At 67.5% G+C, this 15228-nt stretch carries 12 protein-coding genes and 1 tRNA gene; 2 read left to right on the top strand and 11 right to left on the bottom strand.

Features of this window, described 5'->3' with window-relative positions:
* Positions 1-194: 194 nt before the first annotated feature.
* The 4 genes from gltB to QE379_RS02185 form a co-directional block, all read right to left on the bottom strand.
* Complete coding sequence (gene gltB, locus QE379_RS02200; protein ID WP_307003041.1) at positions 195-4709, bottom strand: glutamate synthase large subunit; 4515 nt, start codon at positions 4707-4709, stop codon at positions 195-197.
* Between the two features lie 47 nt (positions 4710-4756).
* A complete protein-coding gene (locus QE379_RS02195) occupies positions 4757-6208 on the bottom strand; it encodes an NAD(P)-dependent oxidoreductase (protein WP_306997401.1) in 1452 nt (483 codons plus the stop codon).
* 153 nt (positions 6209-6361) lie between these two features.
* The gene (locus QE379_RS02190; protein ID WP_306997399.1) at positions 6362-7171 is read right to left on the bottom strand and encodes an undecaprenyl-diphosphate phosphatase; all 810 of its coding nucleotides are present in this window, start codon (positions 7169-7171) and stop codon (positions 6362-6364) included.
* Positions 7172-7254: 83 nt separating this feature from the next.
* Complete coding sequence (locus QE379_RS02185; protein ID WP_306997397.1) at positions 7255-8187, bottom strand: complex I NDUFA9 subunit family protein; 933 nt, start codon at positions 8185-8187, stop codon at positions 7255-7257.
* A 104-nt stretch (positions 8188-8291) separates the two neighbouring features.
* Here QE379_RS02185 and QE379_RS02180 point away from each other — a divergent pair.
* Together QE379_RS02180 and QE379_RS02175 are read left to right on the top strand one after the other, a co-directional pair.
* Positions 8292-8378, top strand: a tRNA-Leu gene (locus tag QE379_RS02180).
* A 223-nt stretch (positions 8379-8601) separates the two neighbouring features.
* The gene (locus QE379_RS02175; RefSeq protein ID WP_306997396.1) at positions 8602-9507 is read left to right on the top strand and encodes a LysR family transcriptional regulator; all 906 of its coding nucleotides are present in this window, start codon (positions 8602-8604) and stop codon (positions 9505-9507) included.
* Here the strand turns inward: QE379_RS02175 and QE379_RS02170 are convergent.
* Genes QE379_RS02170 through QE379_RS02140 form a run of 7 tightly spaced genes read right to left on the bottom strand, consistent with a single transcriptional unit; the run spans position 9455 to position 15201 of the window.
* On the bottom strand, positions 9455-10471 hold the full coding sequence (locus QE379_RS02170; protein ID WP_306997395.1) for a bile acid:sodium symporter family protein: 1017 nt from the start codon (positions 10469-10471) through the stop codon (positions 9455-9457). The genes QE379_RS02175 and QE379_RS02170 overlap by 53 nt on opposite strands.
* A gap of 28 nt (positions 10472-10499) precedes the next feature.
* Positions 10500-10841, bottom strand: coding sequence for a hydroxyisourate hydrolase (uraH, locus tag QE379_RS02165; protein WP_306997393.1), 342 nt, complete (start codon positions 10839-10841; stop codon positions 10500-10502).
* Complete coding sequence (locus tag QE379_RS02160; protein WP_306997391.1) at positions 10838-12265, bottom strand: NAD(P)/FAD-dependent oxidoreductase; 1428 nt, start codon at positions 12263-12265, stop codon at positions 10838-10840. Before QE379_RS02160 ends, uraH begins: the two co-directional genes overlap by 4 nt.
* Positions 12262-12747 carry a 2-oxo-4-hydroxy-4-carboxy-5-ureidoimidazoline decarboxylase gene (uraD, locus tag QE379_RS02155; protein ID WP_306997389.1) on the bottom strand — a complete coding sequence of 162 codons (486 nt, stop codon included), beginning with the start codon at positions 12745-12747 and terminating at the stop codon, positions 12262-12264. The genes QE379_RS02160 and uraD overlap by 4 nt, the downstream gene beginning before the upstream one ends.
* Positions 12744-13124 carry an oxalurate catabolism protein HpxZ gene (gene hpxZ, locus QE379_RS02150; protein WP_306997387.1) on the bottom strand — a complete coding sequence of 127 codons (381 nt, stop codon included), beginning with the start codon at positions 13122-13124 and terminating at the stop codon, positions 12744-12746. The genes uraD and hpxZ overlap by 4 nt, the downstream gene beginning before the upstream one ends.
* On the bottom strand, positions 13121-14023 hold the full coding sequence (gene puuE, locus QE379_RS02145) for an allantoinase PuuE (RefSeq protein WP_306997385.1): 903 nt from the start codon (positions 14021-14023) through the stop codon (positions 13121-13123). The genes hpxZ and puuE overlap by 4 nt, the downstream gene beginning before the upstream one ends.
* Entirely contained in the window at positions 14020-15201 is a 1182-nt protein-coding gene (locus QE379_RS02140) for an alanine--glyoxylate aminotransferase family protein (protein ID WP_307003039.1), read from the bottom strand. Before QE379_RS02140 ends, puuE begins: the two co-directional genes overlap by 4 nt.
* Positions 15202-15228: the final 27 nt, after the last annotated feature.

The raw sequence follows: 15228 nt of genomic DNA, 5'->3' as shown, positions 1-15228 counted from the left end.
CCGGGATCGCGGCAAAGGTTCAGGTGCGGCCTTCGACTTCGCTCAGGCCGAACGGGGTTGGGGAAGTCCGATCCTCCCCGACACGGGGAGGGAGACCATGCGGAGCATGGTGGAGGGGGATCGCCGCCGGGCAAGCCCCCCCCTCCGTCAGCGCTTGCGCGCTGCCACCTCCCCGTGCCGGGGAGGATCGTCCATTACTCCGCCGCCACCGCCTCGACGCTGTCGTCGAGCGGATGCGCCAGGCGGGTCAGCATTTCCTTCGGGCAGACCTGCCAGAAATGCCCCGCGACGCGGTGCCAGTCCTCCAACAGGCCCTTCGACCACTTGCTGTCGGTGCGCGCGGCATGTTCCTCGACCAGGCCACGCAACACGCCTTCCCAATGGGCCGAGGCGAGGCGCTGCCACACGATATTCTCGGGGTTGGCGCGGCGAGCGAAGCGCTCCTCGGGGTCGTAGATGAAGGCCATGCCGCCGGTCATGCCCGCGCCGAAGTTCGCGCCGACCTCGCCCAGCACCACCGCGATGCCGCCGGTCATATATTCGCAGCCATTGGCGCCGCAGCCCTCGACCACCACGGTCGCGCCCGAATTGCGGACCGCGAAACGCTCGCCCGCCTGGCCCGCCGCGAACAGCTTGCCCGAGGTCGCGCCATAGAGGACGGTGTTGCCGATGATCGTGTTCTTCTGGCTGGCCAGCGGCGAGCTGACCGCCGGGCGGACGATGATAGTGCCGCCCGACAGGCCCTTGCCGACATAGTCATTGGCGTCGCCGAACACTTCCAGCGTCACGCCCTTGCACAGGAACGCGCCCAGCGACTGGCCCGCGCTCCCGCGCAACCGCACGGTGACGTGGCCATCGGCCAGCTTGCTCATGCCGAACTTACGGGTGATCTCCGACGACAGGCGCGTGCCGACCGCGCGGTGGGTGTTGCGCACCGAATAGGTCAGCTGCATCTTCTCGCCACGCGAGAACACCGCCGACGCATCCTTGATGATCTGCGCATCCAGGCTGTCGGGCACCTCGTTGCGGAAGGTCGACAGGCTGAATCGCCGCTCGGCATCGGTCGCATCGACCTTGGCGAGCACCGGATTGAGGTCGAGATCGTCGAGATGTTCCGCCCCGCGGCTGACCTGACGCAGCAACTCGGTCCGCCCGATCACCTCGTCCAGCGACCGCACGCCCAGCCGTGCCAGGATGTCGCGGACTTCCTCTGCGATGAAGGTCATCAGGTTGATGACCTTTTCCGGCGTGCCGGTGAATTTCGCGCGCAAGCGTTCGTCCTGCACGCAGACGCCGACCGGGCAGGTGTTCGAATGGCACTGACGCACCATGATGCAGCCCATCGCGACGAGGCTCAGCGTACCGATGCCGAACTCTTCCGCGCCCAGGATCGCGGCGATCACGATGTCGCGGCCGGTCTTCAGGCCGCCGTCCGCCCGCAGACGGATACGCCCGCGCAGGCCGTTGAGGGTCAGCGTCTGGTTGACCTCCGACAGACCCATTTCCCACGGGGTCCCCGCGTATTTGATCGAGGTCTGGGGCGAAGCGCCCGTGCCGCCGACATGGCCCGACACCAGGATGACGTCGGCATGCGCCTTGGCCACGCCCGCCGCGACGGTGCCGATGCCCGCCGAGGAGACGAGCTTCACGCAGACGCGCGCGCGCGGGTTGATCTGCTTGCAGTCATAGATGAGCTGCGCGAGATCCTCGATCGAATAGATGTCGTGGTGCGGCGGCGGCGAGATCAGCGTCACGCCCGGCGTCGCATGGCGAAGCTTGGCGATGAACTCGGTCACCTTGAAGCCGGGCAACTGCCCGCCCTCGCCGGGCTTGGCGCCTTGCGCGACCTTGATCTCGATCTCGTCGCAGGCGTTCAGATATTCCGCCGTCACGCCGAAGCGACCGCTCGCGATCTGCTTGATCGTCGAGTTGGCGTTGTCGCCATTGTCATAGGGCTGATAGCGCAGCTTGTCCTCGCCGCCCTCGCCCGACACGGCCTTGGCGCCGATCCGGTTCATCGCGATGGCCAGCGTCTCATGCGCTTCGGGCGACAGTGCGCCCAGCGACATGCCCGGCGTCACGAAGCGCTTGCGGATTTCGGTGATCGCCTCGACCTGATCGACCGGCACGCCTTCGTTCGGGAAGTTGAACTGGAGCAGGTCGCGCAAATAGACCGGCGGCAGGTCGCCGACCCCGCGCGAGAATTGCAGATAGGTCGAATAGCTGTCGGTCGCGACCGCCGTCTGCAACAGGTGCATCAACTGCGCCGAATAGGCATGGGTCTCGCCGCCATCGCGCTGGCGATAGAAGCCGCCGATCGGCAGCGTCGCGACATGCTGGTCCCAGGCCGCCTCGTGGCGGACCATCGCCGAGTAATGCAGCGAGTTATACCCCTCGCCCGAAATCTTGGCGGGCATGCCGGGGAACAGGTCGTTGACCAGCGCACGGGACAGGCCGACCGCCTCGAAATTATAGCCGCCGCGATAGCTGGAGATCACCGCGATCCCCATCTTGGCCATGATCTTGAGCAGCCCGTCCTCGATCGCGGTGCGATGGTTGGTCAGGCATTGGTCGATGGTGAGGTCACCGAACAGGCCACGGCCATGACGGTCGACGATCGCCGCTTCGGCCAGATAGGCGTTCACCGTGGTCGCGCCGACGCCGATCAGCACCGCATAATAATGGGTGTCGAGGCATTCGGCCGAGCGGATGTTGATCGACGCATAGGAGCGCAGGCCCCGGCGGACGAGATGCGTGTGCACCGCCGCCGCCGCCAGCACGCCCGCAATCGCGACCCGGCCCTCGGAGACATGCTCGTCGGTCAGGAACAGTTCGGAGCGCCCTTCGCGCACCGCCTGCTCGGCCTGGTTGCGGATGCGCTGGATCGCGGCGCGTAAGCGATCGGGACCGCCCTCCGCCTCGAAGGTGCAGTCGATCTCCGCCGCCGAGCGGCCGAAATGCGCCTTCAGACGGTGCCAGTCCGCACCGGTCAGGACCGGGGACGGTAGGACCAGCACGCGCTCGCGCCGATCCTCGGTGTCGAGGATGTTGGCGAGATTACCGAACCGGGTCTTGAGCGACATCACATAGCGCTCGCGAAGCGAGTCGATCGGCGGGTTCGTCACCTGCGAGAAATTCTGGCGGAAGAACTGGCTGATGAGGCGCGGCTTGTCGGAGATGACCGCCAGCGGCGTGTCGTCGCCCATCGATCCGATCGCTTCCTTGCCCCCTTCGGCCATGGGGGACAGGATCAGCTCCATATCCTCCATGGTCTGGCCTGCTGCGACCTGACGGCGCAGCATCTCCGCGCGCGGCATCCGCACCAGCGCTTCGTCCTCGGACGGCGCGGGCAACTGGTCCATGGTCAGGAACTCGCCGATCATCGCGGCATAGTCCTGCTCGCCTGCGATCTGGTCCTTGATCGCGCGGTCGTCGTACAGCTTGCCCTCGGCCAGATCGACCGCGATCATCTGCCCCGGCCCCAACCGGCCCTTGGCGGTGACGGTGGCTTCCGGCACCACGACCATGCCGCTTTCCGACCCCACGATCAGCAGCCCGTCGGCGGTCAGCGTATAGCGGAGCGGGCGCAACGCGTTGCGGTCCATGCCCGCCACCGCCCAGCGGCCATCGGTCATGGCGAGGGCGGCGGGACCGTCCCACGGCTCCATGACGGAGGCGAGATACTGGTACATCTCGGCATGGGCCTTGGGCGCGTCGAGATCCTTCTGCCACGCCTCGGGCACCAGCATCAGCTTGGCGGTCGGCGCGTCGCGCCCCGAGCGGCAGATCGCCTCGAACACCGCGTCGAGCGCGGCGGTATCGGACGCGCCCGCCGGGATCACCGGCTTGATGTCCTCCGAATTGTCGCCGAACGCGATCGAGGCCATGCGGATCTCGTGGCTGAGCATCCAGTTCTTGTTGCCACGGATCGTATTGATCTCGCCGTTATGCGCCAGGCAGCGGAAGGGCTGCGCCAGCCACCATTGCGGGAAGGTGTTGGTCGAATAACGCTGGTGGAAGATCGCCACGCGGCTCTCGAACCGGTGGTCCTGAAGGTCGGGATAGAAGACCGACAGGCTCTCGGCGAGGAACAGCCCCTTGTAGATGATCGAGCGGCAGGACAGCGAACAGATATAGAAGCCGCTGATCTGCGCCGCGATCACCCGCTTTTCGATCCGCCTGCGGACCAGATAGAGGTTCTTCTCGAACTCGGCGGCATCGACCTCGTCGGGCATCGGCCCGGCGATCATGATCTGCTCGATCTCCGGCCGGGTCGCCTGCGCCTTCAACCCGATGACCGACACGTCGACCGGCACCTGGCGCCAGCCATAGATGGTGTAGCCCGCCTCGATGATGACGCTCTCGACGATGGTGCGGCAGGTTTCCTGCGCGCCCAAATCGGTGCGCGGCATGAAGATCATGCCGACCGCCAGCCGGTTGGGCAGCACCTTGTGCCCCGACGCGGCGATGGCATCGTCGAAGAAACGGTGCGGCAGGTCGACATGCAGCCCCGCGCCGTCGCCGGTCTTGCCGTCCGCATCGACCGCGCCGCGATGCCACACGGCCTTGAGCGCATCGATCGCCGACTGGACGACCCGGCGCGAGGGCTGGCCATCGGTGGCCGCGACCATGCCGACGCCGCACGCATCGCCCTCGAATTCGGGGCGGTACATGCCGTGCTCGGCGAAATATTGGCGCTGGTCGGTCATCATGTCTTGTCCTGCTGGAACGTCCTGCATCGAGATGGCGTCGCGCATCATGCGGCCACCTTTTCGCGCGCGCCGATCTTCGCGCGTGCCTTCAGCCATTTGTGCATCGCCTGCGCTACATCGCGACCGTCACGGATCGCCCACACCACTAGGCTCGCCCCGCGTACGATGTCGCCCGCGGCGAACACGCCGTCCAGGCTGGTCATCAGCGTGCGGCCATCGACCAGCACCGTGCCCCAGCGGCTGACGCCCAGTTCGGCGGTGCCGAACAGGCTCGGCAGGTCCTCGGCGTCGAAGCCCAGCGCCTTGATGACCATGTCCGCGTCCAGCAGATGGTCGGCACCCGGCTCGGCCTCCGGCGCGCGCCGTCCGCTGGCGTCGGGTGCGCCCAGCCGCATCTTGGCGGCGCGGACGCCCGTCACCGTCTCGCCCCCCTCGAAGCCGAGCGGCGCGGACAGCCAGACGAATTCGGCCCCCTCTTCCTCCGCATTGGCGACTTCGCGCTGCGAGCCAGGCATATTGGCGCGGTCGCGGCGATAGAGGCACTTCACCGACTTGGCCCCCTGGCGGATCGCGGTGCGGACGCAGTCCATCGCGGTGTCGCCGCCGCCGATCACGACGACATTCTTGCCCTCGGCGTTCAGCGAGCCATTCTCGAACGCCTCGACCGTGTCGCCGAAGCTCTTGCGGTTGGACGCGGTCAGATAGTCGAGCGCGGCGATCACGCCGTTCGCGCCCGAACCGTCCACATCGACATTGCGCGCCTTGTACACGCCGGTCGCGATCAGCACCGCGTCATGGCGACGGCGCAGCTCCTCCAGCGTCGCATCCTCGCCGACCGAGAAGCCCTCGTGGAAGACGATGCCGCCCGCCTTCAGCCGCTCGACCCGGCGCATGACGACGGGCTTTTCCAGCTTGAAACCGGGAATGCCATAGGTCAGCAGCCCGCCCGCCCGGTCGTGCCGGTCATAGACATGGACATCGTAACCCGAGACGCGCAGATATTCCGCCGCCGTCAGGCCCGCAGGCCCCGCGCCGATCACCGCGACCGACTGGCCCCGCTCGGGCCCCGGCACCAGCGGCTCGACCCAGCCTTCTTCCCAGGCGGTGTCGGTGATGAACTTCTCGACCGAGCCGATCGTGACCGCGCCGTGACCCGAAAATTCGATGACGCAATTGCCCTCGCACAGCCGGTCCTGCGGGCAGATGCGGCCGCAGATTTCGGGCATGGTCGAGGTGCTGTTGGACAGCTCATAGGCCTCGCGCAGCCGCCCCTCGGCGGTCAGGCGCAGCCAGTCGGGGATATGGTTGTGCAGCGGGCAATGGACCGAGCAATAGGGCACGCCGCATTGCGAGCAGCGCCCCGCCTGATCCTCCGCCGCCGGGGGCGCATAACGTTCGGCGATCTCGCGGAAATCCTCCGCACGAACCGTCGCGGCCCGCTTCGCGGGATAAGCCTGATCACGGCCTACAAACTTCAGCATAGAATCGTTCGCCATATGCGCCTCCGAAGAGCCGGATATTGCGCAAACGATCCTATGTCACCTTAAAATCGACATATAGGACATAGTTGATGCCCTATTTATATACTTCGAACGGGGCAGGCGCCGCTTATTGCGACCAACCCGCAATAAATAAGGTCCGTTCCGGTATCAATGCATGGTCAGCAGGGCCAGTGCGATGCCGCCCGCGACGATTCGGTACCAGGCAAAGGGGCCGAAACCATGTTTTCCCACGATTCCAACGAACCAGCGCACCACCAGCAACGCGACGACGAACGCCACGATAAAGCCGATCGCGATTTCCAGCGGTCCGACGCTGTTCCCGGCGCGCATCGCATCCATATGCCCCGCCGTCTCCACGACGCTGGCCCCCAGCATGGTGGGGATAGCGAGGAAGAAGCTGAACTCCGCCGCCGTGCGCCGCTCGACGCCCAGGGTCAGCGCGCCCAGAATCGTCGCGCCCGAACGGCTGACCCCCGGAATCATCGCCAGACATTGGAGGAAGCCGACGCCCAGCGCCGTCTTGGCAGGCACCGCCGCGATGCCGCGCGTATTGCCGGGCTTCACCAGCCGCTCGATCACCAGGATCGCGACGCCGCCGACGATCAGCGCGATCGCCACGACCTTGGGCTGGAGCAGCAGCGCCTCGATATGCTTCTTTGCCAGTACCCCGATGACGGCGGCGGGGATGAAGGCGATCAGCAGGTTGCGCACGAAGCGAATCGAGCCGGGATCGCGCCTGGCCAGCCCGACCAGCACCGTCCAGAAGGTCCGCCAGTAGAGGACAACGACCGCCAGGATCGCGCCCAGCTGGATGACGATATTGAACATCTGCCACCGATCATCGTCATAGCCGAGCAGCGCGCCCGCCAGGATCAGGTGGCCGGTGGACGATACCGGCAGGAATTCGGTGACCCCCTCGACAATGCCGAGGATGATGGCGGCTATCAGATCGTTCACGCGAGTCCCCAAAAAATAAGCCCCGCCGCCATAGGGCGACGGGGCGATGAGCGAAACGGCAAAGACGGCGAGACCGGGACGGTTCAGGCCGCCAGGGTCTCCGTCCGTCGTCCGAAACGCCCCGCCTTGCGGAATCGCACCAGATAGTCGGGTGCGACCGCCGCCAGCGGTGCGGGCGTGACGCCCAGTTCGGCCAGACCCGGCGCACCGGCGGCGACGACATTGTCCTGTTGCAGCATCAGCCACTGGTCCCGGCTGATCGGCGAGCCCGGCAGGCGCGCCAGCAGCGCCCCGGCAAAGTCCGGCAGTTCGACGAAATTCGGCTTGCGGCCCAGCGTCTTGGCGATCCAGCGGATCAGCTCGCCCATCGCAATCACGTCCGGCCCGCCCAGCTCATAGGTACGGCCGCCATGCGCTTCGAGATCGCGCAGCGCGGTGGCCACCGCCTCGCCCACGTCCCCGGCGAAGACCGGCTGGAACTTCACGCCCGCGCGCAGGATCGGCACGATCGGGGCCGACACCATGCCCGCGAACCGGTTCACGAACTGATCCTCGCGCCCGAACACGATCGAGGGGCGGAGGATGGTCGCATCCGGGAAAGCCTGGCGCACCGCCGCCTCACCCTGCCCCTTGGAGCGGGCATAGGCCGCCGCGCCATTCTCGTCCGCGCCGATCGCCGAGACATGGACCAGCGCGCCGACACCGGCGTCGCGGGCGGCTTCGGCGACGGCGCGCGCGCCATCGACATGGATACGCTGCATATTGCCGCCCATCACGCCGACCAGATTGACGACCGCATCTGCCCCTTCGACCGCGCGCGCCACCGTGTCCGGGCGGGCGATGTCGACCGCGACGAACTGGGTCTGGCCCAGGCCGCCCTGGGTGCGCAGGAAATAGGCCTGACGCGGATCGCGCTGCGCGATCCGCACCCGCGTTCCGTCACGCATCAACTCGCGTGCGACATAGCGGCCCAGAAAGCCCCCGCCGCCGATCAGCGTCACCAGCTTGTTCGTCATGCCCGTCCTTATTCGCCAGATTTTTCGTGCACCGCCCCTTTGCCCCGCAAAAAAGCCGTTGACAAGGATTCGAACCCTCCCCTAAAGGCGCGGGCCTACCCCGTGCCCAGATGGCGGAATTGGTAGACGCACCAGCTTCAGGTGCTGGCGATCGCAAGGTCGTGGAGGTTCGAGTCCTCTTCTGGGCACCACTTTCCAACATTGGTGGAAAATGTGAGGCGGCTGTCGAAAGACGGCCGCCGACACGTGCTTGTCGCGTTGCTTTCGGCGGACGGGCCGAATTCGGTACCGATGTTTCTGGTCCCCCGGACCGGGCGACGATCGGGGCAACAATATGCTTGCCAATATTCCCCCCTTTGCGGATGACCGACCCGACAGCCGCAAGACAAGTTCGGTGACGGGGCGAAAGCGACCATGGTCCTGATCAAGACGGGATTGATCTATTTCGATCAGGCGATCCGCCAGGGATCGATCCGCAAGGCGGCGGAATCGCTCAACATCGCCTCCTCGGCGGTCAATCGCCAGCTATTGCAGCTGGAGGACGAGCTTCAGGTGCAGCTGTTCGTCCGTATGCCGCGCGGCATACGCCCGACGGCGGCGGGCGAGGCGCTGCTCAGCTATATCCGGCGCTGGAAGCGCGAGAGCGTCGCGCTGCACCACGAAATGCTGCGGTTGCGCGGTGGGGAGCGCGGCGTGATCCGCATCGCCGCCGCCGAAAGCCTGGCCGACCAGCTCGTTCCCCGCGCCATCGCCCGCCACCAGGAACGCTTTCCCCTGATCGAATTTTCGCTGCTGGCGGGGGACAATCATCGGGTGAAGGCGGAATTGCTGGCCAAGGAAGCGGACGTCATCTGCGCCTTCGACCTGACCGGAACCCCGCGCACCGCGACGGTGGCGCATGTCCAGACACCGATCGGCGTCATCGTGCCGCCGGGCCATCCCCTGGCCGCGCTGGACCGGGTGATGCTGGCCGACTGTATCCCGCATCCGGTGGTGACGCCGAACGACGACTGGCTGAAGCAGAGCGTCCTCCACGATCTGTTCGACGCCAGCGACGTGCCGCTGAAGCGCGTCGCCACGGTCGAGCGGATCGACACGCTGAAGAATCTGGTCCGCGCGCGCGTCGGCATCGCCTTCCTGTCGCGCATCGGGCTGGAGCGCGAGCTGACGGCGGGCGATCTGTGCTGGGTGCCGCTCGCCGAGGGGATCGTCCGTCCGGCCAGCGTCTCGATGCTGCTGCAACGCGGGCGGGTGCTGCCCATCTATCTCAGCAGCTTTGTCGACATTCTGAAGGAGGAGTTTGCGCGGCTGGACGAATGACGGGCTCAGCCTCCGCCGCGTCGGCCAGCCGCCGCGCCAGGAAGGCGCAGGCGATCAGCTGCAACTGGTGGAAGACCATGACCGGCAGCAGGACGATGCCGACCTGCGCGGGCGGGAACAACACCCCCGCCATCGGCACACCGGTCGCCAGGCTCTTCTTCGAGCCGCAGAAGCGCATCACGACCGCGTCCGCCGGGGCCAGCTTCATCGCGCGCGCCATCACCCCGGTCAGCACCAGTACCAGCGCCAGCAGCAGCGCGCACCACCCGACCAGCTCGGCCAGCTCCGCCGCCCCGACCCGCGACCACAGTCCCTCGCTCACCGCCGCGCCGAACGCGGTATAGACGACCAGCAGGATCGACCCGCGATCCAGCGTGGTGACCAGCCGCTTGCGCGCCGCGATCCACCCGCCGATCCACGGGCGCAGCATATGCCCCGCCGCGAACGGCACCAGCAATTGCAGGACGATGGTGCGCACCGACTCGAACGACAGCGCGACCCCGCCCGTGCCGGGCAGCAGCAAAGCGGCGAGCGCGGGCGTGACCGCGATGCCCAGCAGGTTGGACAGCGACGCGCTGCACACCGCCGCCGCGACATTGCCGCGCGCGATGGCGGTGAAGGCGATCGAGGACTGCACCGTCGAGGGCAACAGGGTCAGGAACAACAGGCCGGTCGCCAGGTTCGGCGCGGCCAGCCCGCCGATAACGAGGCCGAGCAGCGGGAAGATCACGAAGCTGGTCGCCAGAATCGCCGCATGCAGTCGCCAGTGTCGCGCGCCCGCCAGCAGCGCGCTGCGCGACAGTTTGGCGCCGTGCACGAAGAACAAGGCGACGATCGCGGTATCGGCGACGATGTCGAAGAAGGGAACGCCCACCCCGCGCGGCGGCAGCAGCGTCGCGATCAGCACCGTCGCCAACAGCATCAACACATAGGGTTCGATGGTCGCGAGCAGTCGGCGGATCATCGCGTCACTCCGGTACGAAACATGAAGGTCAACTGCCCCGATAGGTGGAATAGCTATAGGGCGAGACGAGCAGCGGCACATGATAATGCCCCCCCGCCCCGGCGATCCCGAAGTCGATCGTCACCTGGTCCAGGAAGGGCGGATCGGCCAGCGCGACTCCGATGCCACGGAAATAATCCGCCACCGCGAAGCGCAACACATAACGCCCCGGCGACAGACGCAGCGTCGCCAGTTCCGGGCAGCGCCCATCCGCATTGGTCCGCCCCTCGAACAGTCGCGCGCCCTCCCCGTCGAGCAGGGTGACGACGACCCCCGTCGCCGGGCCGCCGCGCACCGTGTCGAGGACATGGGTGGACAAGGTCGCGCTCATGCCGACGCCGCCATGCGTGGCCAGGAGCCGAGGAATTCGGGCTCGTCATAGTCCAGATAGGCCGCCATCATCGCGTCGCGATCATCGACGAACAACTGATCGGCCACTCCCGCCACCAGCCGGGGCAGCGCATGGCGAAGCCCCGACAGTGCCGAGGCGGACAGGCCCAGGCTGACAAGCCCCGAATAGTTGAACGCGAACAGCCCATGCAGCGCCGCCGCGTGGGTAGGCTCGCGCGGCAGGAACTGGAAATTCGGGCCCAGATAGGGGTGCGCGTCGATCAGCGGATGGGCGCTCGCCGGATCCGCAGGTCGATAGCGGTCGGACCAGCGCGCAATGCCGTCCGCGACCAGCGCCAGCTCGGGCCGCAAGGCCGGATCGGTGACGAGGCCGGTCGACAGGACGAGGAAGTCGAACGTCTCGGTCCCGCGCGGGGTCGTCACCGCCACCCCCTCGCCACTCTCCGCCACGTCGAGCCAGGGTGTGCCGAGATGCAGGTGAAAGCCAGGCAGCGCCGAGGCACGGTCGAAGGTGTCGTTGGTCGGCGGCTGGCTGCGGTCGAAAAAGGAGACCATCATCCGATATTTGGCGTCATCGTCCAACGCGGCGAAGCGGCCTACGATGCCGCTGCGCTCCATATGCCGGATCGGGTTGACGCGCGGCAAGGCGGGGCGGCGGACGAAGACATGCGCCTCCGCCACACCGGCGGACAGCGCGGCATGGGCATTGTCGAAGGCCGAGGCGCCTGCGCCCAGCAGCGCGATCCGCTTCCCCGCCAGTGCGGCATAGTCGATCGCGGCGGAGGTATGGGCATAAAGCGTCGGGGCCAGGCGGTCGCGCACCATCGGGGGGACATGCCAATGGCCCCCGCCCTGGATGCCGGTCGCCAGCACCACCTTGCGCGCCAGCAGCGGCGCATCGTCCGCCAGATGGACCCGGAACCGCCCGCCAAGCGGTTCGATCAGCGTCACCCGCGCCTCGTTGCGCACCGGCAGGTTCAGCACCGCGCGATACCAGCGCAGATAGGCCATCCAGTCGCGCCGGGGAATCTTGTCCAGCGCCTCCCACCCTTGCGCCCCATGCTGCGCCTCCCAAAAGGCGCGGAAGGTCAGCGAGGGGATGCCTAAGTCGATGGCGGTCAGATGCTTGGGTGTGCGCAGCGTCATCATCCGCGCATAGGTGTCCCACGGACCCTCATAGCCCGCCGGATTCTCGTCCAGCACCAGGATGTCGGACACCCGCTCGCGCATCAGGCCGAAGGCCGCGCCCAGCCCGCTCTGCCCACCGCCGACGATGATGACGTCATGGACATGCCCCTCCGCATCGCTCTGCGGCCGGGTCCAGGCGGGGCCACCATGCGCCAGGCGTTCGAGATCGGTCGCGACCTGCTGCGCCAAAGCGGCCAGGCCGATGGGATGGGTCATGACAGGGTCTCCAGTCGCAGGCGGACGATATGGCCGATCTCGGCCAGGGCGGTGGCGATCTCCGTCTCTCGATCATGCTCCAGCCGCTCGGCCATGGCGCGCAGGATGCCCGCCCGGTCGGTCCGCCGGACGCAGATGACGAAGGGAAAGCCGAACCGCTCGCGATAGGCGGCGTTGAGCGCATGGAAGTGTTCGAATTCCTCGGGGGTCATGCGGTCCAGTCCGGCGGACGCCTGTTCGCTCTGCGATTCGGCGGTCAGCGTGCCCGCGATGGCGGCACGTCCGGCGAGTTCGGGATGGGCGCGGATCACCGACAGGCGTTCTTCAGGCGTGGCCGCGTCCAGCACCGCCATGATGGCTTCCCCCACATCGGCGAAGGGTCGCCGTACGGCCGCGCGTTCCACCACCCAGGGCGAATGCTCGACCACGCTGCCATAGCGGGCGACGAAGGCCGCGTCCGACAGGCTGTTGAAATCGCTCATGATCCGCTCCCCTCGATGGAGACATGCGCGGCCACCACCTTCCACCCATCGGCGAAGCGTACCCATGTCTGGCTCTGTCGCCCGCGCCTTGTGTCGCCTTCGCGGAAGAACTCGGCATGGGCGGTGGCATGATCGCGGCCGAAGCTATGGATCGCGACCTGGCCCAGCCGACGCTGCGGCGATCCGCCGCGCCCCCTGCGAAAGGCGCGAATGGCCTCCGCGCCGTACAGCACCTCGCCCACGCCATAGCGGATGGTGCTGGGGTGATCGTGGAACAGCCGGTCCATGGCGGACACGTCATCGGCCATCAGCGCGGCTTCATAGGCCAGGAAGGCGGCCGTCACCTCGGCCACGACTTGCGGGTCGTCGATTGTCATGCGGGGTGTACCTGTTGCCAGTGTCGGGCGATGTCGATGCGGCGCGCGATCCAGGCGTCGCCGCTGGTGACCACATGGTCGACGAAGCGGGCGAGCGCCGCCGCTCGGGCCGGACGACCGGCGATACGCCCGTGCAGCCCCACCGACATCATCCGCCCGCCCTCGGCGCGCAACTGCTCGAAGGTATCGCGCAGGTAGCGGAAAAAGGGCTCGCCATCGGCAAAGCCGTTATAGGCGACAAACTTCATGTCATTGGCGTCGAGCGTATAGGGCACGATCAACTGCGCCCGCCCGCCATTGGCCCCGGCATGGCGACGATCCCAATAGGGCAGGTCATCGGCATAGCTGTCCGCATCATAGACGAACCCGCCCTCGGCGGCGACCAGCGCGGCGGTCGCGGGCGAGGTCCGCCCCTGATACCAGCCGAGCGGCCGCGTGCCGGTCAGCCGGGTGTGCAGCGCGATCGCCTCCGCGATATGCGCGCGCTCCACCTCGGGCGGGACATATTGATAGTCGATCCAGCGCAGGCCGTGGCTGGCAATCTCCCAATCGGCGGACAGCATCGCATCGACCGTCGCCGGATTGGCGGCCATGGCGGCGGCGACCGCAAAGGCCGTGACGGGCACCTGCCTCTCGGCGAACAGGCGATGCAGCCGCCAGAAACCGGCGCGCGCGCCATATTCGTACAGGCTTTCCATCGCCATGGCGCGCGCCGGATGGCTGGCCGCGCCGACCATCTCCGACAGGAACGCCTCGGACCCGGCATCGCCGTTCAGGACGCTGTTCTCCGCCCCCTCCTCGACATTGACGACGAACTGCACCGCCACGCGCGCCCCGCCCGGCCAGCGGGGATCGGGGGGCGTCGGGCCATAGCCCACCAGGTCACGCGCGGCGCTCATGCGGCATAGCTTTCGAGCGCGGCATCGACCCCGGCCCCGGCGGGCAGCGCCAGCCCCTCGGCGCGCAACACCGCCTCCAGCGCGGCGAGGGTCAGCAGCACCTTATGCTTCATGGCGTTGTACCCCATCGCGCCGATCCGCCACATCTTGCCCTGGAGCGGGCCGAAGGCAGTGCCGATCTCGATCTCGAAATCCTGACGCATCCGGGCGCGCACCCGCTCGCCATCCACGCCTTCCGGGATCAGGATGCCGGTGACGTTGGTCATGCGGAAACGGTCGTCGCCGAACACCTCCAGCCCCAGCGCCCGCGCGCCCGCCACCACCGCGCGCCCCGCCGCCGCATGGCGCGCGAACCGCGTCTCCAGCCCCTCGCCCAGTGCGATCCGGGCGCATTCGCGCGCGCCGTAGAGCATGGTCGTCGCCTCGGTATGGTGGTTCAGCCGCTTCTCCGACCAATAGTCCATGACCATGGCGAGATCGAAATAGTTGGAGCCGATCCGCACGCCCCCCGCATCGGCCAGGTCGTCGCGGCGAATGCCCTTTTCGACATGGCGACGGCTGAGGATATGCTCGGCGGCGCGGGGGGAGACGGTGATCGGCGCCGATCCCGACGGACCGCCCAGGCATTTCTGCAAGCCGCCGGTCACGATGTCCGCGCCCCAGCGGTCGGTGGCGATTGCCATGCCCCCGATGGTCGCGGTCGCATCGACATAGAGATACGCCCCCGCCGCACGGACCAGCGCCCCCACGCCGTCCAGCGGCTGCGCCATGGTGGTCGAGGTATCGCCATGGACGCAGGCGACGACCATCGGCTCGGTGCGCGCAATGGCTTCGGCGATGGCGTCGAGCGGCACCGTCTCGCCCCAAGGCACCGACAATCGCTCGACCCGCGCGCCGATCCGCTCGCCGATTTCCTGCAACAGCAACCCGAACCGGCCGAAATCAATGACCAGCAGCCGGTCGCCGGGCGCGAGCAGCGACACCAAGGACGCCTCGATGGCGGCGCGCGCGGTGCCGTCGATCAGGAAGGTCCAGTGATTGTCGGTGCCGAACACCGGGCGATACAGCGCCATCACCTGGTTCATGTATCCGGTCATTTCCGGGTCGAACTGGCCGAGCAGATCGGCGCTCATCGCGCGCAGCACGCGCGGATGGGCATTGACCGGGCCCGGCCCCATCAACAGGCGCTGCGGCGGGTCGATCTC

Origin of the sequence: Sphingomonas sp. SORGH_AS_0879, from assembly GCF_030819175.1 — a bacterium.
In the GTDB taxonomy this organism is placed as follows: Bacteria; Pseudomonadota; Alphaproteobacteria; order Sphingomonadales; family Sphingomonadaceae; genus Sphingomonas.
This window is presented reverse-complemented; position numbering and strand designations above follow the sequence as displayed.